Annotated in this window: 13 protein-coding genes and 1 pseudogene; 4 read left to right on the top strand and 10 right to left on the bottom strand. The window is 64.6% G+C overall.

What is annotated here, in order from left to right; all coding sequences use genetic code 11:
* Positions 1–57: 57 nt before the first annotated feature.
* The 3 genes from EMB92_RS07340 to EMB92_RS07350 all read left to right on the top strand — a co-directional run bounded on the left by EMB92_RS07340 (position 58) and on the right by EMB92_RS07350 (position 6,038).
* Positions 58–4,185, top strand: a complete 4,128-nt coding sequence (locus EMB92_RS07340) for a DUF3418 domain-containing protein (RefSeq protein WP_150394353.1) — start codon at positions 58–60, stop codon at positions 4,183–4,185.
* 72 nt (positions 4,186–4,257) lie between these two features.
* Entirely contained in the window at positions 4,258–4,563 is a 306-nt protein-coding gene (locus EMB92_RS07345; RefSeq protein ID WP_043165319.1) for a YhbY family RNA-binding protein, read from the top strand.
* An 11-nt stretch (positions 4,564–4,574) separates the two neighbouring features.
* Entirely contained in the window at positions 4,575–6,038 is a 1,464-nt protein-coding gene (locus EMB92_RS07350) for an MFS transporter (protein WP_150394354.1), read from the top strand.
* 99 nt (positions 6,039–6,137) lie between these two features.
* Here EMB92_RS07350 and EMB92_RS11705 read toward each other — a convergent pair whose 3' ends face one another.
* The 5 genes from EMB92_RS11705 to EMB92_RS07375 form a co-directional block, all read right to left on the bottom strand.
* Complete coding sequence (locus EMB92_RS11705) at positions 6,138–6,731, bottom strand: TM2 domain-containing protein (protein ID WP_223847629.1); 594 nt, start codon at positions 6,729–6,731, stop codon at positions 6,138–6,140.
* A gap of 723 nt (positions 6,732–7,454) precedes the next feature.
* A complete protein-coding gene (locus tag EMB92_RS07360) occupies positions 7,455–8,477 on the bottom strand; it encodes a fructose ABC transporter permease FruG (protein WP_150394355.1) in 1,023 nt (340 codons plus the stop codon).
* Positions 8,474–9,547 (bottom strand): fructose ABC transporter permease FruF, encoded by a 1,074-nt coding sequence (locus EMB92_RS07365; protein WP_395951931.1) that lies wholly within the window; start codon positions 9,545–9,547, stop codon positions 8,474–8,476. The genes EMB92_RS07360 and EMB92_RS07365 overlap by 4 nt, the downstream gene beginning before the upstream one ends.
* Positions 9,548–9,555: 8 nt before the next feature.
* Positions 9,556–11,085, bottom strand: coding sequence for a fructose ABC transporter ATP-binding protein FruK (locus tag EMB92_RS07370; RefSeq protein WP_150394357.1), 1,530 nt, complete (start codon positions 11,083–11,085; stop codon positions 9,556–9,558).
* Between the two features lie 161 nt (positions 11,086–11,246).
* Complete coding sequence (locus EMB92_RS07375) at positions 11,247–12,230, bottom strand: fructose ABC transporter substrate-binding protein FruE (RefSeq protein WP_150394358.1); 984 nt, start codon at positions 12,228–12,230, stop codon at positions 11,247–11,249.
* Positions 12,231–12,589: 359 nt separating this feature from the next.
* Between EMB92_RS07375 and EMB92_RS07380 the strand changes: the two genes are divergently transcribed.
* The gene (locus EMB92_RS07380; protein WP_150394359.1) at positions 12,590–12,859 is read left to right on the top strand and encodes a hypothetical protein; all 270 of its coding nucleotides are present in this window, start codon (positions 12,590–12,592) and stop codon (positions 12,857–12,859) included.
* Positions 12,860–12,948: 89 nt separating this feature from the next.
* Here EMB92_RS07380 and EMB92_RS11495 read toward each other — a convergent pair whose 3' ends face one another.
* The 5 genes and pseudogenes from EMB92_RS11495 to EMB92_RS07405 all read right to left on the bottom strand — a co-directional run bounded on the left by EMB92_RS11495 (position 12,949) and on the right by EMB92_RS07405 (position 21,341).
* Positions 12,949–14,739 (bottom strand): LpqB family beta-propeller domain-containing protein, encoded by a 1,791-nt coding sequence (locus EMB92_RS11495; RefSeq protein ID WP_223847630.1) that lies wholly within the window; start codon positions 14,737–14,739, stop codon positions 12,949–12,951.
* Positions 14,723–16,477 carry an MtrAB system histidine kinase MtrB gene (gene mtrB / locus EMB92_RS07390; protein WP_150394360.1) on the bottom strand — a complete coding sequence of 585 codons (1,755 nt, stop codon included), beginning with the start codon at positions 16,475–16,477 and terminating at the stop codon, positions 14,723–14,725. Before mtrB ends, EMB92_RS11495 begins: the two co-directional genes overlap by 17 nt.
* A pseudogene (gene mtrA, locus EMB92_RS07395) lies at positions 16,474–17,279 on the bottom strand (MtrAB system response regulator MtrA). The gene mtrB and the pseudogene mtrA overlap by 4 nt, the downstream one beginning before the upstream one ends.
* 58 nt (positions 17,280–17,337) lie before the next feature.
* Complete coding sequence (locus tag EMB92_RS07400) at positions 17,338–18,705, bottom strand: replication-associated recombination protein A (RefSeq protein ID WP_150394361.1); 1,368 nt, start codon at positions 18,703–18,705, stop codon at positions 17,338–17,340.
* Between the two features lie 50 nt (positions 18,706–18,755).
* Complete coding sequence (locus EMB92_RS07405; protein WP_150394362.1) at positions 18,756–21,341, bottom strand: DEAD/DEAH box helicase; 2,586 nt, start codon at positions 21,339–21,341, stop codon at positions 18,756–18,758.
* Positions 21,342–21,608 lie beyond the last annotated feature (267 nt).

Here is a 21,608-nt window from a genome sequence, read left to right on the forward strand (position 1 = left end):
TAACTAGTGACATAGTGACGCTAGTGATGCGGAAAGTCAGCGGGAAGTCATAAGGGAATGCGTTTCGAATATCCGTCCGAACTGCCGGTTTCGGCCGCGCGCGATGAGATCGCGAAGGCCGTTCGTTCATCCCAGGTGGTCATCGTCTCCGGCCAGACCGGTTCGGGAAAGACCACGCAGCTGCCGAAGATCCTCCTCGAGCTCGGCAGGGGTTCGCACGGCAGGCAGATCGTGCACACGCAGCCGAGGCGTATCGCGGCCCGTACCGTGGCCGAGCGCATCGCCTCGGAGATGGGAGTGCGCCTCGGCGACGAGATCGGCTATCAGGTGCGCTTCACCGACGAGAGCTCGCCGAGCACGCGTCTGAGGGTCGTCACCGACGGCATCCTGCTCGCGCAGATTCAGAGGGATCCGCAGCTGAGCCGCTACGACACGATCATCATCGATGAGGCGCATGAGCGCAGTCTCAACATCGACTTCCTGCTGGGGTATCTCACGGCCCTGCTGCCGAAGAGGCGAGATTTGAAGCTCGTCATCACCTCCGCGACCATCGATTCGGAGAAGTTCCAGCGCCACTTCGAGGAGGCGCTGCACGAGAAGGTGCCGGTCATCGAGGTGTCGGGCCGCACCTACCCGGTGCAGGTGGTCTACGAGCCGCTCGGCACCGCGCCCGCGCTGATGCGCGAGGTGCCGGGGTTCGCCACCGGCGCCCGCCCCGGCGACGCCGACTACGAGGAGCTGGCCAACGCGATCGCCGACGACGGCTCCGACTCCCCCCGCGCCGGCAGGTCGGGCGGCAACTCCAATTCCCGCTTCGCCGACGACGCGATCACGGACATGCCCACGGCCGTGGCGCGCGCCTGCGCCGAGCTGGTCATCCACTCCTCGCATGAGCGCGGGCCACGCGACATCCTCGTGTTCGCCTCGGGCGAGCGCGACATCCACGAGTTCGAGGCGGCGCTGCGGCATCACTACGGCCCGCGCGCCGACGACATGCGCCGTCCGGATGCGATCGAGATCATGCCCCTGTTCGCCAGGCTCTCGGCCGCGGACCAGCACAGGGTGTTCGAATCGCATACGCACCAGCGCATCGTCATCGCCACGAACGTGGCCGAGACGTCGCTGACGGTGCCGGGCATCCGCTACGTGGTGGATCCGGGCAACGCGCGCATCTCCCGCTATTCGAAGACCGCGAAGGTGCAGAGGCTCCCGATCGAGCCGATCAGCCAGGCGAGCGCCGACCAAAGGAGCGGCCGATGCGGCCGTGTGGCGGACGGCATTGCGATCCGCCTGTATTCGCGCGAGGACTACGAGACGCGCCCGAGGTTCACCGAGCCGGAGATCCTGAGGACCTCCCTGGGCGCGGTGGTGCTGCACATGCTGTCGGTGGGCGTGGCCCGCACCGCCGAGGACGTGACGCGGTTCGGCTTCATCGATCCGCCGGACATGAAGGCCGTGTCGGACGGCTTCAACGAGCTGACCGAGCTCAAGGCCGTGGCTCGCCATCGCGGCGAGGTGACGCTCACGCATATCGGACGCCAGCTGGCGCGCATCCCGATCGACGTGCGATTGGGCCGCATGATCATCGAGGCGGCGAGGACCGCATCTCCGAACACGCTGGCCGCCGTGCTGGTGGTCGTCGCGTTCCTGAGTCTGCAGGATCCGCGCGAGCGTCCGGATGACAAGCGCGAGGAGGCGGATCGCATCCACAACCGGTATGCGGACGCCACGAGCGACTATCTGACGGCGCTGAACATCTGGGACCGCGTGTTCCAGGCGGATGGAGAGCCGAGCAACAACGCGCTGCGCCGCATCTGCAAGACCGAGTACTTCAGCTGGCTGCGAATGCGCCAGTGGAAGGATCTGGTCTCTCAGCTCAGGCAGATGTGCCGTGAGATGAAGTTCAAGGTGGGCGATCCCCTGCCCTCCACGCGCGCCGGACTGGAGATCCGCCAGCTGCCGATCAACCAGCAGGCGGCGCATTCGCTGTGCTGCGCGTGGGATGCGGACGGCATCCACAAGTCGATGCTCGCTGGTCTGCTGTCGATGATGGGCATGCAGGTGATCCGCGAGCCGAAGGCGTCCGACTACGCGAATCTCAAGGGTGCGGCGCGAGCCCGTGCCTTGAAGCGCGCGCAGAAGATGTCGAAAAACGACTATCTGGGCGCGCGCGGCACGCATTTCGCGCTCTTCCCCGCCTCGGCGGTCTCCAAGGCCACGCCGAGCTGGGTGATGTCGACCGAACTGGTGGAGACCTCGCGTCTGTGGGCCCGTTATTCCGCCGCGATCGACCCCGCGTGGGCCGAACCGCTGGCCGGCAGTCTCACGCGCACCACGTACGCCGAGCCGCACTGGTCCGGATCGCGCGGCTCGGCGGTGGCGAACGCGAAGGTGCTGCTGTACGGTCTGCCGATCGTGCAGGATCGCACCGTGCAGTGGGGACGCATCAACCCGCCGGAGGCTCGTGACTTCCTGATCCGTCAGGGGCTCGTGGAGGGCGACATCCAGCAGCGGTTCAGCTACGACGAGTTCGTGGCGAAGAACCTCAAGCTCCTCGAGGAGGCCGCGGACGACGCGAACCGTACGCGTCAGGTCGCCGAGACCGTGTCCGATGAGGATCTGTTCGACTTCTACAACGCCGTCATCCCCAATGACGTGACCTCCGTGGCCGCGCTGGCGAAATGGTGGAAGGGCGTCCATGACGAGAAGCCGACGCTGCTCGACTTCGACCCGGAGAAGGTCGAACGCCTCCAGACGGCCGACACGGTCAGCCTGAACGACTACCCGGATCACTGGCACACACACGGCACGGACGGCCAGCCGATCGACCTGCGCTTGAGCTACGTGTACGATCCGAGCGACGAGAACGACGGCGTGACCGTGCACGTGCCGTTGAAGGCCCTCTCACGCCTCCTGCCCGACCAGTTCACTTGGAACGTGCCCGGCCTTCTGGACGAGCTGATCCTCGCGATGATCAAGGCGCTGCCCAAGCAGCTGCGCGTGCAGTTCGTGCCCGCGCCGGACGCCGCGAGGAAGATCCGCGCGTGGATCGACGACCACTACCCGTGCCTGCCCGGATCGGGCGACATGCGCAAGCCGAACACGCCCCCGGACGACGAGACCGTCTGGCCGGATCTGGCGCACGTGTTCACCCGCGCGGCGATCGCCGTGATGGGCGCGCAGATCCACCCGGAGGTGCTGGGACCGGATCTGATCGCGCGCCTCCAGCCGTACCTGAAGATGACGTTCGTCGTCGAGGAGCGGGTCGGCGGGCGTCCCGGACGCGGCCGCACGCAGGTCAAAACGCTCGGCAGGTCCAAGGACCTGAAGGCGCTGCAGGTGAAATTCGCCGCCGAAGCCAAGGAGTCGGCGCGCAACATGGTGCGCAAGCAGGCCGACAAGGCCGGCGACGCAGGTCGTCTCGTCGAACGCGCCGACCTGCTGCACAAGGCGGGAGCGACCACCGAATCGCGCGCCTCGATGCTCTGGCACGGCGCGTTGGACGCATTGAGACTCCCCTCCGACCGCATCTCCTCGCGCTGGCTGGGTGCGGAGGCGCTGATGCTCGCCTCGGCCCCGTACAAGTCGACGAAGGAACTGGTCGAGGATCTCCAGCTCGCCGCCGTCAAACGACTCCTGCCGGATGTGGATCGCCTGCCGGACGACGAGGCGCTGGCGAACGCGGTGCTCGACGTGCGCGAGGTGTACGAGGACACGGTCTACGCGGTCGCTCATGACGTGATCGCGATCCTCAAGCGCTACGCGGAGGTCGACAAGGCCGTATCGGGCAAGGCGGATCTGCCGATGCTCTCGGTGCTGCAGTCGATCCGCGAGCATATCGCCACGCTCGTGTTCCCCGGTTTCATCGGCGCCGCTCCCCCGACGGCCCTGAAGTCGATCGAACGCTATCTCAACGCCGATCTCATGCGCCTGAACAAGGCGAAGCAGGACAAGAACCGCGACGTGCGCTGGGCGTGGGAGGCCGACGAGGCGCGCCAGCTGGTCGACAAGGCCATGGCCGCCGCGAAGCGCGAGCCGGCGGGGCCCTCGCACGAGAGGATGATGAAGCGCGCGACCGAGGCCCGGTGGATGCTCGAGGAGTTCTACGTGAGCCTGTGGGCGCAGGAGCTCGGCACGCCGAAGCCCGCCAGCCTCAACCGCATCAAAAAGGCGCTGGCCGCCTGAGCCGATACAATACGACGGAACGAAAACGTGACAAAACGTGACAAGGAAACGTGAGTTAAGGAGAACACTGTCATGGCACTGACCAAGAAGCAGATCAAGCAGCTGCGCGGCATGGCGAACAGCCTCAAGCCGCTCATCAACATCGGCAAGAACGACATCAGCGACTCGCTGGTCAAGCAGACCAGCGAAACCCTCGCCAAGCGCGAGCTGGTGAAGATCAGCGTGCAGGACGGTTCCGGCCTCGACGCCAAGGAGGCGGCCGACAAGCTTGCCGGACAGCTCGGCGCCGAGGTGGTGCAGACCATCGGCAACCGTTTCGTGCTGTTCCGTCGCTCGAAGCGCGACGACATCGAGCACATCGCCCTCGTGCGCGAGTGACGCGGGGCGGCATGGCTTCGCAGACTGATTCCCGTGTTCCCGACGAGCGCATCCCCGGCAGGCTGATCGGCGCGATCGTCGCGACCGGATCGCTGGCCTTCATCGGCATCCTCACCGAAACGGTGATGACGGTGCTCTTCCCGCAGCTCATGCGCGAGTTCCATGTGGACACCGCCACCGTGCAGTGGATCACGACGATCTACCTGCTGACGGTGGCCGCCACGATGCCGGTCTCCTCGTTCCTCAAGCGCCGGTTCCGTCTGAGGACGATCTTCATCGCCGCGGTGGTGCTGGCCCTGACCGGTTCGGTCATCATGATCTTCGCGAGCGCGTTCCCGATGCTCATCATCGCCCGCATCATCCAGGGCGTGGGCTCGGGCGTCGCCACCCCGCTGATGATGAACATCATCCTCGAGCAGTCGCCGCGTTCCAAGATCGGCCGGCTCATGGGCGTCGGATCCCTCGTCATCACGGTCGCCCCGGCCATCGGACCGACCGTGGGCGGCGCGGTGACCACCGTGCTGCCGTGGCGTGCGATCTTCGTCATCGCGATCCCGCTGATGCTCGTCGCCGCGGTCGTGGGCCTCATGTGCATCGAGCAGAAGTCGCCCACCGAGGCGGCGTATCTCGATCCGCTGCAGCTCATCGCGATCGTCGTCGCGCTGGTCGGCATGGTGCTGGGGCTCAATCAGGCCGGCGTGGCGGTGAGTGCCGCCGTGTCCGGGCAGACGGTCGGTACCTCGGGCGTGATCGCCGTGGCGAGCTTCGTGATCGGCCTCGCCTCGCTGATCGCGTTCGGTTGGCTGTCCCGTCGCGCGTTCTCACCGCTGCTGCGTCTCGGGATCCTCAGGGACCGTGTGGTGCTGCTGCACTTGGTGGCGTACCTGATCATGCCGATCGTCTCGATCGGCTTCGGCTATGTGATCACCAACGTGGCCCAGCTCTCGCTCGGCACGAACGCTTTCCTCGCGGGCGCTCTGGTGCTGCCCGGCGCTCTGATCGGCGCCGTGTGCGCGCCGCTCGGCGGATGGCTCTACGACCGGTTCGGCGCGGTTCGTCCGGTGCTGGTGCCGTTCGGCATCGCGATCCTCGGTCCGGCGTTGCTGTTCGTCTTCTCGATGAACCTCACGCCGGCGCTGCTCGCCGGCTTCTACTTCATCTTCGGGTTCTTCTTCGCGCTCGGCAATTCGAACGTGATGACCAGCGCGCTGAGTTCGATCCCCCACGAGTTCGCACCCGACGGCAATGCGATCTTCAACACGGCGCTCCAGTTCGGCGGCGCTGCGGGAACGGCACTGTTCTCCACGATCCTCGCGGTCGCGCAGGCCGGTCACGGCTCGGAGGGCTCCCCCGAGTTCATGCACGCGACCGCGGTCGGCGGCTCGTGGGTGTTTGCCACGATGACCGTCATCTGCGTGCTCGGATGGCTCTCGCTGGCCGCCGCCTTCCGCATCCGTGCGGCACGGCACCAGTGATATACGGCCGATCGACCAAAACCGATAACCAATCAACCGAAGAAGTCCCCGAGCCGTACTGGCCCGGGGACTTCTTCGTATTCCCGTCGACGGGAATCGTCAATCGTTCAGTTCAAGGCCCTGCGCATCGCGGTGCCAGGGGCTTCCCATACTGCTGCACAGGATGAGGATGCCTTCGACGAATCCCCAGATCGCCGCGGCGATCGGTCCCAATCCGAATGCGATCCAGCCGACCAATGTGAGCAGGAGCTGCGCTACCGCCTTGCTCGTGTTGCCGAGATAGAAGTTGTGCGCACCGAACCCGCCGAGGAAGATGCCGAGCAGTCCTGCCGCAATCTTCGACTTCGTGCTCCTCGCCTCGTATGGACCGTAGTATGGAGCGCCCTGCCCATACTGGTATTGTCCGGCACCGTATCCGTACTGTGAACCATACTGGGTATATCCTTGGGCGTATCCGGGTGCACCATATCCCGCCGGTGCCTGCTGGGTGCCGTACCCCGGTGCCTGCTGCTGGCCGGCGTATCCCGCCTGTTGGCCATACTGCGCCGATCCTGCCGACTGTCCGTCGTACGCCGGATATCCCTGACCGGGGTACCCGTTGCCGGCTTCCTGACTGGTGTTTCCGTTGTACCCCACCTGTCCTGATCCATCCGTCTGATTCGGGGTCTGATTGAACTGATTCGGATCACTCATCGTGACGTCCTCCCTTTCCAGCCGGATCAACCGACCATGCATTGTTGCATACATTTTCTCACATATCCGACGAACAGACTCCCCCTCTTCTCCACGTCTTCCGGTCCTTGTCGAGGCCCCTTGGGTTACGTCGGTTCCTGGCTGCCGTCCCCTTACGGTGACTAACAAGGGTTAACTCCCGACGAACGTACGCTGAGTTGTCGTCAGCGTACGTTGAACGTGGTTATTCCCGGTCTATCACCCGCAGTCGTACGCTGCCCCGTACTCAGCGTACGAATGCGGGTGATGACGGAGGAATGGCCACGAGGAACGTACGCTGATGGGGACTCAGCGTACGCGGAATGGGGTTGGGGTGAAGGTAGGACGGGTGGAACGAGGACAGGGGCGGAGATGGACAGGAAACAAAAACGTGTGGGGTGCGGTCCCTGTATTAGGAAACACACCCCACACGTCGGATGAAGGAGGAAAGGAATAAAGAGAAGGTTGCCTTCCGAGACTGATCGAGATGGCGTACCGTTCGTGTGTCCGCCTGGGTCCTGTTTCTTCCGTTCTTTGCCGGATTGTCCGGAGAGGACGGAAGGAACAGGACCCAGGACAACAGGACCGGAAACGATCAACTCGAGAAGGCTATTCAGTTATTGATATTCACGGTGATCACCCGGGGTGTCCGAGGCCCGTTCCGTGTGATCGGGATCGGGCCTTAAGGACACTTACCGGGCTCGCCTATTTCTTGTCGCCGACCGCGGTCACCACACGCTGCAGGACCACGAAGACGAGGATCATAAGACCAACGACGATGGTCGTCCACTCGGCCGGGACGCCGAAATCGGTGGTCAGCGGGTCGATGATCGAACGGACCAGGGCACCGAGTGCGGAACCGAGGACGTAGCCGAAGCCGCCGGTGATGATCGTGCCGCCGATGACGACGGAGGCAACCGCGTCAAGCTCCCAGCCGACGCCCACCGTGTTCTTGGCGGAGCCGATGTTGGCGATGTACACAATCGAGGCCAGCGCGGCGAGGGTCGCGGAGGTGATGTAGATCGTGAACTGGGCTCGACGGACCGGCAGGCCCATGAGCTCCGCGGAGGAACGGGAGCCACCGATGGCGTAGATCGTACGTCCGGTGCGCGTGTGGTGCAGGAGGATGTAGCCGCCGATCAGGACCACGATGGCGATGATCACGCCGAGGTTGATGGACAGATCGTTGGAGATCTTCGGGTTGTCGATGATCTTGATCTCGTTGGAGATCACATCGAAGTTGTTGTTGTTCGGGAAGGTCAGCGAGTCGGTCGAGATGATCGAGGCGATGCCTCGGGCGAGGAACATCGTGGACAGCGTCGCGATGAACGGCTGCATGTTGAATTCCTCGATCAGCGTCGCGGCCAGCAGGCCGAACAGCGCGCCGATCAGGAGCATGACGATCATGACCAGGAAGGCCGGGACTCCCGCGATGGTCATCTTGATGCCGATGACGGCGGTGATGGCGACGATCGCGCCGACGGACAGATCGATGCCGCCGGTGAGGATCGGCAGGGTCATCGCGACCGCCAGGATGATCAGGTAGGCGTGGTCGATGAACAGGGAGGAGATGAAGCCCAGTCGCAGATAGGTGCCGAAGAGGGCCTGTCCCATGATGATCATCAGGATGAAGATCACCACGGCCGCGATGGTCGGGATCATCTGCGCGTCCATGCGACGCGTCTTCTTAGCGGCCTTCTTGGCCGGGGTTGCCGTAGCTGTTGTCATGCTGCCACCGCCTTTGCTTGGGCCTTGAGCGCGCGCTTGCGCTTGAGTTCCGCGCTCAGGTTACGAACCTTGGGAGCCTGCATCACGCAGATCACGATCACGACGACGGCGAAGAATGCCGGCGTTGCGGCGGAATCGATGCCGAGGGTGATGATGGTCTTGCGGATCATGGCGATGATGACGGCGCCGACGGCGCTGCCAGAGAGGGAGAACTTGCCGCCGAGCAGCGAGGTGCCGCCGATGACGACCGCGAGGATCGCGTACATCTCGAGATCCTGACCGGTCTTGACCACGTCGACGCGCATCACGGATGCGGTGGCGAACAGGCCGGCGATGGCCGCGAGGAAGCCGGAGATCGCGTACACGAGGAAGAGGATCTTCTTGGGCTTGATACCGGTCATGCGGGAGGCCTCGGGGTTGATGCCGACGGACTCGATGAACATGCCCATGGCGGTCTTGCGGCACAGCAGGCTGACGAGGATCACGATGATGACGGCGATCACGAAGTTGGCCGGAATGCCGAGGATGAAGCCGTTGGCCATCCACTTGAGCGGTTCGCTGCCGGCGACCGCGGAGGCGTCGGTGTTCTCGCCGGAGGTGATGACCTTCGCCAGGCCTCGGCCGGCGAGCATCATGATCAGCGTGGTGATGAACGGCTGGAGTCCGAGGAACGCGATGAGCGCACCGTTGATGCATCCGACGAGCACGCCGATGACGAGGGACAGCAGGATGGCGACCCAGACGTTCGTGCCGCCGTTGAGAGCCTGCATGGCCGCGGCGCCGGCGACCGCCATGACGGAACCGACCGAAAGGTCGATGCCTGCGGTGGAGATGACCAGGGTCATGCCGGTGGCGATCATCAGGTAACGGGCGGATTCCTGGAGCATCGTGATCAGCGGGCCGGCGAGACCGCCGGTGTTCTGGTTCCAGCTCAGAGACAGGAACGCGTGATCGAACAGGGTGCACAGCAGGATCAGCAGGACGAGTGCGATGACCTCGACGGTCAGGTTCGAGGACAGCAGCTTCTTGAAGACGTTGTTCTTGTCTTCTTGCTTCTTATCAGCCATCATCCCTCCTTTCAGTTATTCACGTTCGTGTTGGCGATCGTCTCGACGATGGTGGACTGCGAGACGGTATCGTCGTTTTCGATTTCGGCGATCTTGTGACGGTCCTTGAGGACCTCGATGTCGTCGGACAGGCGCACGACCTCCTCCAGCTCGGAGGAGATGAAGACGACGCCCATGCCCTTGGAGGCCAGGTCGAGGACGACCTGCTGGATCTCGGCCTTGGCGCCGATGTCGATGCCTCGGGTCGGCTCGTCGAGGATGAGCAGCTCCGGGTGCGTGGCCAGCCAACGGCCGATGAGGACCTTCTGCTGGTTGCCGCCGGAGAGGTTCTTGATCGGACGATCCGGATCGGCCGGTCGGACGTTCATCTCCTTCATGTACTTGTCGACGATCTCATCCGCCTCCTTCTTCGGGATCGGCTTGAACATGCCTCGCGTGGCCTGCAGGGCGATGAGGATGTTCTGACGGACTGTCAGGTCGCCGATGATGCCCTCGTCGCGGCGGTTCTCGGTGGAGTACGCGATCTTGTTCTTCAGGGCGGTGTACGGATCGTTGATGTTCACCTGCTTGCCATTGAGCTCGTAGGTGCCCGAATCCGGCTTGTCCGCGCCGTAGAGCAGACGGCCGAGCTCGGTGCGGCCGGAGCCCAGCAGGCCGGCGAAGCCGACGACCTCGCCCTTGTAGATGTCGAGGTCGACCGGGTTGATGGTGCCCTTCTTGCCGAGGCCCTTGACGTCGACGATCGGCTTCTCGCCCGGGGTGATCTCGCGGCGCGCCTTCTTGGCGCCGATCTGCGAGAGCTCCTCGGCGGACTTGCCGATCATCATGCCGATGAGCTCGTCACGCGGGGTGTCCTTGGTCATGACCTCCTTGATGAAGCGGCCGTTGCGCAGGATGGTCAGACGGTCGGTGATCTCGTAGATCTGATCGAGGAAGTGGGAGACGAACAGGATGGCGACACCCGAGTCGCGCACCTTGCGCATGATGGCGAACAGGTCCTTGACCTCGTTGGCGTCGAGGGAGGAGGTCGGCTCGTCGAGGATCAGCACCTTGGCGTTGATGACCATGGCGCGTGCGATGGCGACCAGCTGCTGCATGGCGATGGAGATCGAGGACAGCGGGGTGTGCGGGTCGATGTGGTCGAGGCCCATCTGCGCGAGGTACGTCTTGGCTGCCTCGTGGGTCTTCTTCCAGTCGATGCCGAAGGGGCCGCGCTTCTCGTGGCCCAGCATCACGTTCTCGCCGACGGAGAGGTTGGTGCACAGGTTGACTTCCTGGTACACGGTGGCGATGCCGGCGTTCTGGGCGTCCAGCGTGCCGTTGAACTGCTGCGGCTTGCCGTCGACGACGATGGATCCGGAGTCGATCTTGTACACGCCGGTGAGCGCCTTGATCATCGTCGACTTGCCGGCGCCGTTCTCACCCATGAGAGCGTGGACCTCGCCCGGGTAGAGCGTCAGATCGACACCATCCAGGGCCTTGACGCCCGGGAACTCGATCGTGATGCCCTTCATCACGACGATAGGGGTTTTGTCTGTCATATCTTTGCCTTTGGGAGAAGGGAGATTGTTACCGTTTTGTGATATTTCGTTCCCACATGAATGATGGTGCACGAAGCAGTACTTCATGCACCATCATGCGGTTCATGTGCGGTTGCGAGTCATCACGGATCCGACCGGGGCCGGATGTCGATCAATGTCGATCAGTAGGCGCGGGAGCCGGAATCCAGGGCTTCCTTGGCGGAGGCGGCGTCGAAGGTCTTGGACTCGATCTGGATGTCCTTCTCCACCTTCTTGCCGTCCAGGTAGTCCTTGACGGCCTGAGCGGTCTCCTTGCCGAAGATCGGGTTGTACTCGATCACGAAGGAGAGATCGCCGTCGACGAGCGCCTGCAGTGCGTTCTTGGTGCCGTCGATGGTGACGACCTTGACCTTGCCCTTGAGACCGGCCGCCTCGATCGCCTGAGCGGCGCCGAGACCCATCTCGTCGTTCTGGGCGAAGACGAACTGCGGGTTCTCGGACTTGTGGTTGTCCAGCAGGCCGGCGGTCACGGTCTTGGCCTCATCGGTAGACCAGTTGGCGGACTGGGATTCGAGGACCTTGATGTTGGAGGCGACCTTGTTGTTCCAGCCGGTGCCGCGGTCCTTGACCACGGACAGGCCGGCGGGGCCCTCGAGGATGAAGCCGTTGGCTCCATCCGGGAAGCTCTTGTTGATGAACTCGGCGGCCTGCTCGCCGGCCCACTCGTTGGACGGTCCGATGTGGGAGACGATGGCCTTCTTGGCTTCGGCGTCCTTGACGTCCACGTTACGGTCGACGGTGAAGACCGGGATCTCGGCCTCGGCGGCCTTCTTCAGGGACTCATCCCAGCCTTTATCCTCGGTGGAGGACAGGATGATGGCGTCGACCTCGTCGTTGACGAACTTGTTGAAGGCCTGAATCTGCTTCTGCTGGTCGTTGTTCTGGGTCGGCGAGTAACGCAGATCGAAGCCGGCGGCCTTGAACGCGGCCTGAATGTCCTTCTCGTTGGCGGTACGGAAGCCACCCTCCGGGCCGACGGCGACGAAGCCGACGACCTTCTTGCCGGAATCGCCGCTGCCGGAGCCGGACGCGGAACCACAGGCGGCGACGCTGACCAGAGCCGCGGCGGACGCAACAAGCGCGATGGCCTTCTTCCAATTCTTCATGGTGTACTCCTCCTCGAGTGCTCGAGATTTCCAAGGGCTCGTTCCCTTGGCTGTTTTCCCTTGATGACGTTCTGTCATCGACAATCCCAAGTATGAATCAAACATCGATGCCGTTCAATCCGAGGCGATAACGATTCGATAACAGCTTCATAACAAATTGGTAACATCGTTCTGCAAGGTCGAGATATCGGCGCGGTTTCGCCGTTTTCGAGCGATAATAGGGGTGCCGTAACGAGGCGCCGCAGCCCCTACTACATAGTGGCGATGGCGCTACGTCGGGTAGCACGATAACACGTGCGGCAGGCACCGTTACCGGTCGTTACCATGCATCACACAACGCAACATGGAAGGAACCCTTCATGGATACCGTTTTCCTCATCATCAAGCAGATCGACGGCATCAAGCATCTGGCCGGCGTGGCGGCCACCATCGGCGACGCCGCCAATCTGCTGGCCAAGTGGGAGCCGGAGTGCCCGGACAACTTCAACTTCCTGGGCACCGAGGAGGTGTACGGCGTCAAGCGCCACCTCTTCAACATCCCGTTCAACATGCAGTACCTCATCTACGAGGTGCCGATGAACTCCGAGGTGCCGCAGGAGCTCTTCAAGAGCGAGTACGGCGGCATCTGATCCTGCCCGCCCACCTGCGCCCCATGCGCATGCGAATTGCGCCCCGCTCCTCATCCAAGGACGGGGCGCAATTCGTCACGTCACCCGCGCTACTGCGCCCCCAGCGCAGTGACCTGGGAGTCGGCGATCGACCATGATCCGTCAAGCGAACCGGAAACGGAACGCACGATGCCCAGATCGTCAAGCACGGCCAGCCTGCGATAGAGGGCAATCTGCCCGGAGGCCAATGCGACGACCGTCGAATCGGGCAGACGCTGCTGCGTATCGGGGCCTGGCGTGATCTGACGGAACGCCTGCTGCGCGACCTGCGCGGAGCCGCGGTCGCCCTCCTTCCCGACCGCATCGGTCGGCAACGCCGAAGTGGCGTACACCAGATTCAGATCGTTATAGAACGTCATCATCGTCACATCGCCGCGCTCGCTCACCTTCGTCGCCTGCGAGGACAGTTTGGACGGCGTCTGGCTGTCATCGCGACCGATTCCCGTCAGTCTCACCCCGTCGTCCGAGGCCAGTGCCAGACGCGCCCCCTCGGGTGACACCGCAACCGCATGGATCACCTCATCGCCCAGCCAGAGGGGCTTGATCTCACGGCTGACCCCGTCCCTCGACACGTACAGGCTGCGACCGTCACGGGACACGGCCCAGATCTCGCCGTCGAGACCGGAGGAGATCGAGGTCATGGCGCGCCCCGAGAACATGACGCCGCATGACGAGGCGTCCGCCTTGAGGCATTCGACGACGCCATCCGAACGCAATACGGCCCCGCCGGATGAGGAGAACGCGAATCCCCTCGCGTCATCGAATCCCTTGGTCTCGCCCACGCGCAGCGGGCTCGATGAATCGAGCGAGACCACACGGCCGTCGGTGAGCGTGTAGATGCCGACGCTGGGCTGCTGCGCATCCAGATTGACGCCGCCGTCGATGTCCGAATAATCGGCGCCGTCGACCAGCAGCTTGAGCGGCGCACTCACGACCCCATCGCCCAAGGTCAACCGGATCAGATGGGCGAGGAGAGCGCGCTCCCCCGACGACAGTGCGAGGAACCCGTCCGTCAGCTGCACCTGCGGCTTGTTGTTCTCCATCGGCACGGAATCGACGGCGAGCATGACCTTGTCCGCATCAAGGCTCCTGATGGCCTCGCCGAGCCATGCCGGTCCGTCGGCGAGCACGGCTCTGACTGCCTGCGTACGCCAGTTGCGCCAACTGAACCATCTGACGTCGGGGACGAGATGCCTGCCGGCGGCGTCGACTCGGTAGACGGAGACCTGACGGAACACCTGCTCGAAGTCGGCGGACGAGACGACGACGCCGTCGTCGAGCCCCGAGATGCGCCACTGTCCCGACTCCTTGCTCATCGTGAACGACAGGACCGTGGGATCGCCCTGGACGGTGGGGGTGAACAGGCCGTGTCCGTCGAGCCGTCCGATGACGTTCATCTCGACATCGATTTCAAGAGCCCCCGTCTCCACGGAGCTGGCACGCGGGATCGCCTTTCTGATGTAGGTGGGCGTGCCGTCGTAGATGATGGCGGATGCGTCTCCGTTCCACGTGTCAGACGCCGATTCGGAGAGGTATTCACGGGCCACCCGGTAGCCGTCGGCCTGTACGCCTGCCGGCATGGCGCTGAAGAACCCCTCGACGATGCCTTCGGGCTGGTCGTTCTGGGTGGGCCCTTCGGGGCTGGTGTAGACGCGTCTCGTCTGTTTCTCCACCGGTGCCGTGGCGCGGATCGCGCCGGATGTGGGCAGTCCGATGGGGCTTGAGCAGGCGGTCGTCGCCGCGAACGCAAGGACGGTGAACGCCGCCGCGAGCACCCTTAGTATGCGATGCCGTACGCGATGCACGTCATGCACGCCATGCACGTCATGCTTCCTGCGCATGATGCCCCTCCTGTTCCCCCTGCTCTTCGGGCCGCCCTTCGAGATAGTCGACGCTGCGGTTGTCGGCGACGCCGAATCCGCCGGTGACGACCATCCGGTCGGTGTCATGCCTAAAGTCGATCGGCAGTTCCGTGTCGGCGACCGGACCCTTGCCCGGGTCGCGCGGCAGGATGACGAGGAACCACGTGCCCTCGCCAAGTTCGGAGCGCACACGGATCGTGCCCTTATGCAGTCTGGCGTCGGTCATCGCGATCGACAGGCCAAGTCCGGTGCCGCCGGTGGTGCGGGCGCGCGAGGGGTCGCCGCGCCAGAACCGGTCGAAGACGTGCGTGACCTGATCCGGTGACATGCCGACGCCCCGGTCCCTCACGGATATGACGACGGCGCGGCGGTTGGCGGCGAGCTGCACCTCGATCGGATTGTCCTCGGCGAAATCGATGGCATTGGCGAGGAGGTTCCTGACGATGCGGATGATGCGACGCGCGTCGATGCGCGCGAGCACCTGGATGTTGGGCAGGTACACGTGGATGGGCACGCGTTTGGCCGCGGCGAGTTCGCTCACCTGGTCAATGGCCTCGTCGATGGGGTCGCGCACGTCGGTCTCGACGAGGTCGACGGCCGCGTATCCGGCGTCGTAGCGGGAGATCTCCAGCAGGTCAGCGAGCAGGTCCTGGAATCGGTTGATCTGCCCGCCGAGCAGTTCGACGGTGCGCCGGGTCATCGGATCATACTCGTCCTTGCGGCTTTCGAGCAGATCGGAGGCCATGCGCATCGTCGTGACGGGGGTCCTCAGCTCGTGGCTCACGTCGGAGACGAATCGCCGCTGCATCGCGCCGGCCTCCTCCAGCTCGTCGATCTTCTGATTCAGCGCGTCGGCCATCGAGTTGAACGAGCGCTGCAGCGAACCGATCTCGTCGTTGCGGTTCTCCGGAACACGCGCGTCGAGATCGCCGAACGCGAACGTTTCGGCGGCGGCGGCCACCTCGGAGACGGGACGGACGATGCCGCGCAGCGTGAACCACACGAGCAGGCCCATGAGCACGCTTAGCGCGAGACAGATGACAAGCAGGTTGAGCTGGATCTGCAGCAGCGACGTCTGCTGCGTCTCGTAGGAGAACAGGGCGAAGAGGGCGAGCCCGTCGGTCGCACCGAAGTCGAGGGAGGTGCCAAGCACCGCGGCCGGCACTCTGCCGCCGTCGGAGACGGCGATGGAGACGGGCTGGTAGAACACGCGGTCCGAAGTGTCGGAGGAGACGGCGACGCGGATGTCGTCGGAGATGTCGGACTCGTACGTGGGGTCCGTGGAGACCGGCACGATGAGCCGGTTCGACATATCACGGCTCCACAGGTAGACGCCGGTCAGGTTGGCCGCACCCTCGTTCTGCAGCGATGAGGCGATGTCGTTGACCAGCTGCTGGTACTGCACCGAGTCGGACACGTCGGCGGAGTCGAGCGCGGTCTGCGCCTGCGAGACCATGTCGGAGAAGTCGGAGTGCGCCTGATTGGTGACCTGGTCGATCATCGAGGAGCGAACGGAAAGCATCGACATGATCGAGAAGACGACCGCGACCGCCAGTGCGATCAGGACGACAAGAGCCACGGTACGTGCCTGAAGCGATCGTCTGACCTCGGCGCGGCCGCTTCTGATCAGCCTGCGCCAGCTGAACCTTCGCCGGGGATGCGGTCCGCGGCGCAGCCTGCCGGCGAGACGCTCGACGCTGCGCGACTTCTCGCTCATGCGTCGGCGCGAGGCTCGGGCGGCACGAACTTGTAGCCGATGCCGCGCACGGTGACGATGACGCTCGGATGTTCGGGATCGTCCTCGACCTTGGCGCGCAGACGCTGGACGTGCACGTTGACCAGACGCGTGTCTCCGGAGGACTCGTACCCCCAGACGCGCTTCAGGAGGCTGGAGCGGCTGATCGCGTCGCCGGCCGAGGCGGCGAGCACGGCGAGCAGTTCGAACTCCATCGGCGTCAGGGAGAGGTCACGACCGTCCCGGGTGGCGGTGTGGGCGAGACGGTCGATGACGATCGAGCCGCGTTCGATGCGGTTCGGATCGCCGTTGCCGCCCTGCGCCATCCCGGACGGGCCGGCGTCGCCGTTCGGGGCGAGACCGCGGGCTCCGACGGAGGAGCCGGTGGCACCGGCGATCTTGGACTGGATACGGAAGCGGGCGCGGAGCGTGCCAGCAGTTCGACGACCTTGAAGGGCTTCGACACGTAGTCGTCGGCTCCGGCCTCGAGACCCGCGACCACGTCGACGGTGTCGGATTTCGCGGTGAGCATGATGATCGGCACGTTCGAGGAGGTCGCACGGATACGGCGCGCCACCTCGGTGCCGTCGATGCCGGGCAGCATCACGTCGAGCAGGATGAGGTCCGGTTCGACGGTGGGGAACATCTCCACGGCGCGCAGCCCGTCGAGACAGGTGACGGTGCGGAATCCCTCGTTTTCCAGCACGATCGAGAGCATCTCCCCCAGCGCCTGATCGTCGTCGACGATCATGATCGTCCTGCCTTCAAGCTCGTCCTGCGTCATCGCCGGCCTCTTTCTCCCATCTTCCTTGAATTCCTCACTTCGCGATCATTGTAGCCCGCTATTCGCCGCCATGCAGGATCGGCCTGATGCGTTTGAGGTTCGCGGCGACCTCCCGCTCGTACCCGCGGTCGTTCGGATGGTAGTATTCGCGCCCGCGCAGCTCCTCGGGCATGTACTCCTGCGGGGCGACCGCGCCCGGCCAGTCGTGCGCGTATTTGTAGCCCTCGTGGTTGCCCCACTCCTTCATGAGCTTGGTGGGCGCGTTCCTCAGGTACAGCGGCACGGCGCCGATGCGCCCCGCGTCGACGTCGGCGAGCGCCGCGTTGATCGCGTTGTAGCTGGCGTTCGACTTGGGGGCGGTGGCCACGGCGATCGTCGCCTCGGCGAGGATGATGCGCGCCTCGGGCATGCCGACCAACGCCACGGCCTGCGCGGCGGCGACGGTGACCTGCAGGATCTGCGGGGCGGCCATGCCGACCTCCTCGGCGGCGGCGATCATGATGCGTCGGGCGATGAACCGTGGGTCCTCGCCGGCTCGGATCATGCGCGCGAGGTAGTGGATCGCGGCGTCCGGGTCGGACCCTCGCATCGATTTGATGAACGCGGAGATCACGTCGTAGTGGTCGTCGCCGTCCTTGTCGTAGCGCACGGTAGCGGTGTCCATCACGCTCGAGACGATCTCGGGGGTGATGGTCGGTCGGCGTTTGCCCTTCTCTCGGGCCTTGTCGCCGGTGACGGCTCCGGCCGCCGCCTCGAGGATGGTCAGGGACTTGCGCGCGTCGCCGCCGGCCATGCGAACGATCTCGGCGATGGCCTCGTCGCTGGCCTTGACCTCGCCTTTGAGCCCGTGTTCGTCGGTCAGGGCGCGCCGGACCAGTTCGGTCAGCTGCTCGGGTTCGAGCGATTCGAGTTTGACGACGACGGACCGGCTCAGCAGCGGTTTGATCACGGAGAAGCTGGGGTTCTCGGTGGTAGCGCCGATGAACGTGACGTCCCGGTTCTCGACGGCGGGCAGGAGCGCGTCCTGCTGGGATTTGGAGAAGCGGTGCACCTCGTCGATGAACAGGACGGTCTCCTGTCCTCTCGCGACGAGCCGTTCGTGCGCGCGCTCGAGCACAGCGCGCACGTCCTTGACGCCGCTGGTCACGGCGGACAGCTCTTCGAACACGCGTCCTGACTGGCGGGCGACGATCGTGGCGAGCGTGGTCTTGCCGACGCCGGGAGGGCCGAACAGGATGATCGAGCTCGGCGCGGTCAGGCTCCCACGGCTGGCCGGGTTGGCGAGGCGACGCAGGGGCGAGCCCTCCCCCAGCACGTGGGACTGCCCGATCACCTCGTCCAGGGTGCGCGGGCGCATGCGCACCGCGAGCGGGCGCGTCACGTCGTCGGGCGCGTCGGATGCGGCGAACAGGTCGTTATCGGTCATGCCTCCACACTACCTCACGATTCGAACAGACGTTCGTATGCACCCCGCGATCACTCGCCGTCGATCGTGCCGACACGGTAGTCGACGAAGACCACCTCACCGCTCTCCTGCGTTGAGTCGAGGTCGACGACGCCGGTGATGGCCCAGTCGTGGTCGCCGTCGGAGTCGTCGATGATCTGGCGCACCTTCCACGTGTGTTCGTCCTTCTCGTGGCGTTCGTCGAGGATGAACAGTTCGCCGGAGCGGGCCTTGGCGTCGGTGTTGACGTACTCGTGCTCGTCGTAGTAGTCGTCGAGCGCATCCTCCCATTCGTGCACGCCGTAGCCCCAGTCCTTGTCGAGCGCGCCCAGCATGTCAGGATCGTCCAGATCCATGAGCGTGACGCGGCGGAACAGGGCGTTGCGCACGAGCACGGTCAGGCCTCGACGGTCCTCGACGACGGCGTCCTTCGCGCCGGGTGCGGCGAGCGAGACGGCCGCCTCGGAGGCGTCGGACGAGTCGCCGGCGTTCTCCCACTCATCGACGAGGCTCGAGTCGATCGAACGCACGAGCACGCGCAGCCAGGCGATGATGTCCTTGAGCTGCTCGTCGCGCTTCTCCGGCGGCACGGTGCGGGCGAGCGCACGGTATGCATCGGACAGGTAGCGCAGGAGCGTGCCCTCGGAGCGGGCGATGTTGTAGCGGGCGATGTATCCGGTGAAGTCGGAGGCGGTCTCGACCATGTCACGCACGACCGACTTAGGGCTCAGCCAGTAGTCGTTGGCCCACGGCACGTCGTGGCGGTACTGGTCGAACGCGGCCTGGAGCATGTCCTCCAGGGGCTTGGGGTAGGTGATCTCCTGCAGGCGGTCCATGCGCTCGTCATAGTCGAGGCCGTCGGCCTTCATGTCGGCCATGGCCTTGTCGCGGGCGGCACGCTCCTGAGCGCGCAGCACCTGCTTGGGGTCGTCAAGCGTGGCCTCCACCATCGAGATCACGTCGAGCGCGTACGTGTCGGACTCGGGGTCAAGCAGTTCCAGCGCGGCGAGCAGGAACGGGCTGAGCGGCTGGTCGAGCGCGAAGTCGTCGGGCATGTCGAGGGTCATCACGTAGTCGTCGCCGCCGTCGCGGGTCTTGAGGATCTCGATCACATCGGTGTCGAACAGGGTCTGGAAGATCTCGTCGGCGCGCTGGTGCAGCTGCTCCTTCTGCTCGGGGGTCTGCGCCGAGTCGTCGATGAGATCGTCGATGCGCTCGCGCGCGTCGCCGCCCTGCGCGACCTCGTTGAGCACCATCGAATGGGTGATCTTCAAGTGCGGGATGAGCGTTTCGGGCTCCATGTCGATGAGCTTGTCGAACGTGTTCTGGTTCCATGTGACGAACCCCTCGGGTGCCTTCTTGCGCTTGACTTTCTTGAGCTTCTTCGGGTCTCCCCCGGCCTTGGCGACGGCCTTCTGGTTCTCGATCTCGTATTCGGGGGCCTTCGCGACGACCAGACCCTCGGTGTCGAAGCCCATGCGGCCGGCACGACCTGCGATCTGATGGAACTCGCGGGCCTTGAGACGGCGCATCTTGGTGCCGTCGAACTTGGTCAGGGCCGTCAGGACCACCGAGTGGATCGGCACGTTGATGCCGACGCCGAGCGTGTCGGTGCCGCAGATCACGGGCAGCAGGCCCTGCTGGGCGAGCTGTTCGACGAGTCTGCGGTAGCGCGGCAGCATGCCGGCGTGGTGGATGCCGACGCCGGTGCGTAGCAGACGCTGGAGGATCTTGCCGAACGCGGTGGTGAACTTGACGCCCTTGATGGCCTCGGCGATGGCGGCGCGCTGCTCCTTCGAGGAGACGCCGGTGGAGGCGAGCGCCTGAGCGGTGTCGAGGGCCGCGTCCTGCGAGAAATGGACGACGTAGATCGGGGTCTCGCCGTTCCTGAACGCGAGTTCGACGGTCTTCTCCAACGGGTCGAGCGTGTACTCGTAGCTCAGCGGCACCGGGCGGGGCGCGTCGGCGATCACGTCCACGTCGGGTGTGTCGTTCAGGTCCTCGAGTTTGTCGGCGATGGCGTCGACGTTGCCGAGTGTGGCGCTCATGAGGAGGAACTGGGTCTGCGGCAGGGTGAGCAGCGGCACCTGCCACGCCCAGCCGCGCTCCGGGTCGCCGTAGTAGTGGAACTCGTCCATCGCGACGAGCCCGACGTCGGCGTGCTCGCCCTCACGCAGCGCCTGGTTGGCGAGGATCTCCGCGGTGCAGCAGATGATCGGCGCGTCGGCGTTGATGTGGCTGTCTCCGGTGATCATGCCGACGTTGTCGCGGCCGAACACCTCGACGAGGTCGAAGAACTTCTCGGAGACGAGCGCCTTGATGGGGGCCGTGTAGTAGGAGCGCCGGCCGGTGCACAGGGCGGCGAAGTGCATGCCAAGGGCGACCAGCGACTTGCCGGAGCCCGTGGGCGTGTTGAGGATCACGTGGTCGCCTGCGAGGAGGTCCATGATGGCCTCCTCCTGATGCGGCCACGGCTCGATGCCCTTGACGTCCGACACCCAGCCGAAGAATCGCTCGTAGATGTCGTCGTCGGTCAGGTTGCGTTCCCGTTCGCTGCCATCCCACGCGGGGGCGAGCCGCCCCAGCGACCCGTATGCGTTGTCCTTCTCGTCAGTCATGTCTCACTAGCTTAGTCGACGACCAGTTCCTGTCACCTCGCTATCATGAGACGCAAGTCCGCGCGACATCGGTATCCATCAAGGGGACCGGCCATCTCCTTCATGACTCCTGCTCCCAGAATCTCCCATTCATAAGAGCGAGGGCATCACGGCATGAACATAAGACTGACAATCCAGTGTCCGATAAGACACCGCACTTCCTCCCGGAGAATCGAGACGGAACAACAATCAGGCCACTTCAATCGTGCGTGGACACATCAATCCTCT

Source organism: Bifidobacterium callitrichos, from assembly GCF_008698085.1.
Taxonomy (GTDB): Bacteria; Actinomycetota; Actinomycetes; order Actinomycetales; family Bifidobacteriaceae; genus Bifidobacterium; species Bifidobacterium callitrichos.

Excerpts from the sequence above, each read along its gene's own strand:
- EMB92_RS07340 (WP_150394353.1), top strand. The coding sequence starts at position 58 with ATGCGTTTCGAATATCCGTCCGAACTGCCGGTTTCGGCCGCGCGCGAT.
- EMB92_RS07345 (WP_043165319.1), top strand. The coding sequence starts at position 4,258 with ATGGCACTGACCAAGAAGCAGATCAAGCAGCTGCGCGGCATGGCGAAC.
- EMB92_RS07350 (WP_150394354.1), top strand. The coding sequence starts at position 4,575 with ATGGCTTCGCAGACTGATTCCCGTGTTCCCGACGAGCGCATCCCCGGC.
- EMB92_RS11705 (WP_223847629.1), bottom strand. The coding sequence starts at position 6,731 with ATGAGTGATCCGAATCAGTTCAATCAGACCCCGAATCAGACGGATGGA.
- EMB92_RS07360 (WP_150394355.1), bottom strand. The coding sequence starts at position 8,477 with ATGACAACAGCTACGGCAACCCCGGCCAAGAAGGCCGCTAAGAAGACG.
- EMB92_RS07365 (WP_395951931.1), bottom strand. The coding sequence starts at position 9,547 with ATGATGGCTGATAAGAAGCAAGAAGACAAGAACAACGTCTTCAAGAAG.
- EMB92_RS07370 (WP_150394357.1), bottom strand. The coding sequence starts at position 11,085 with ATGACAGACAAAACCCCTATCGTCGTGATGAAGGGCATCACGATCGAG.
- EMB92_RS07375 (WP_150394358.1), bottom strand. The coding sequence starts at position 12,230 with ATGAAGAATTGGAAGAAGGCCATCGCGCTTGTTGCGTCCGCCGCGGCT.
- EMB92_RS07380 (WP_150394359.1), top strand. The coding sequence starts at position 12,590 with ATGGATACCGTTTTCCTCATCATCAAGCAGATCGACGGCATCAAGCAT.
- EMB92_RS11495 (WP_223847630.1), bottom strand. The coding sequence starts at position 14,739 with ATGCGCAGGAAGCATGACGTGCATGGCGTGCATGACGTGCATCGCGTA.
- mtrB (WP_150394360.1), bottom strand. The coding sequence starts at position 16,477 with ATGAGCGAGAAGTCGCGCAGCGTCGAGCGTCTCGCCGGCAGGCTGCGC.
- EMB92_RS07400 (WP_150394361.1), bottom strand. The coding sequence starts at position 18,705 with ATGACCGATAACGACCTGTTCGCCGCATCCGACGCGCCCGACGACGTG.
- EMB92_RS07405 (WP_150394362.1), bottom strand. The coding sequence starts at position 21,341 with ATGACTGACGAGAAGGACAACGCATACGGGTCGCTGGGGCGGCTCGCC.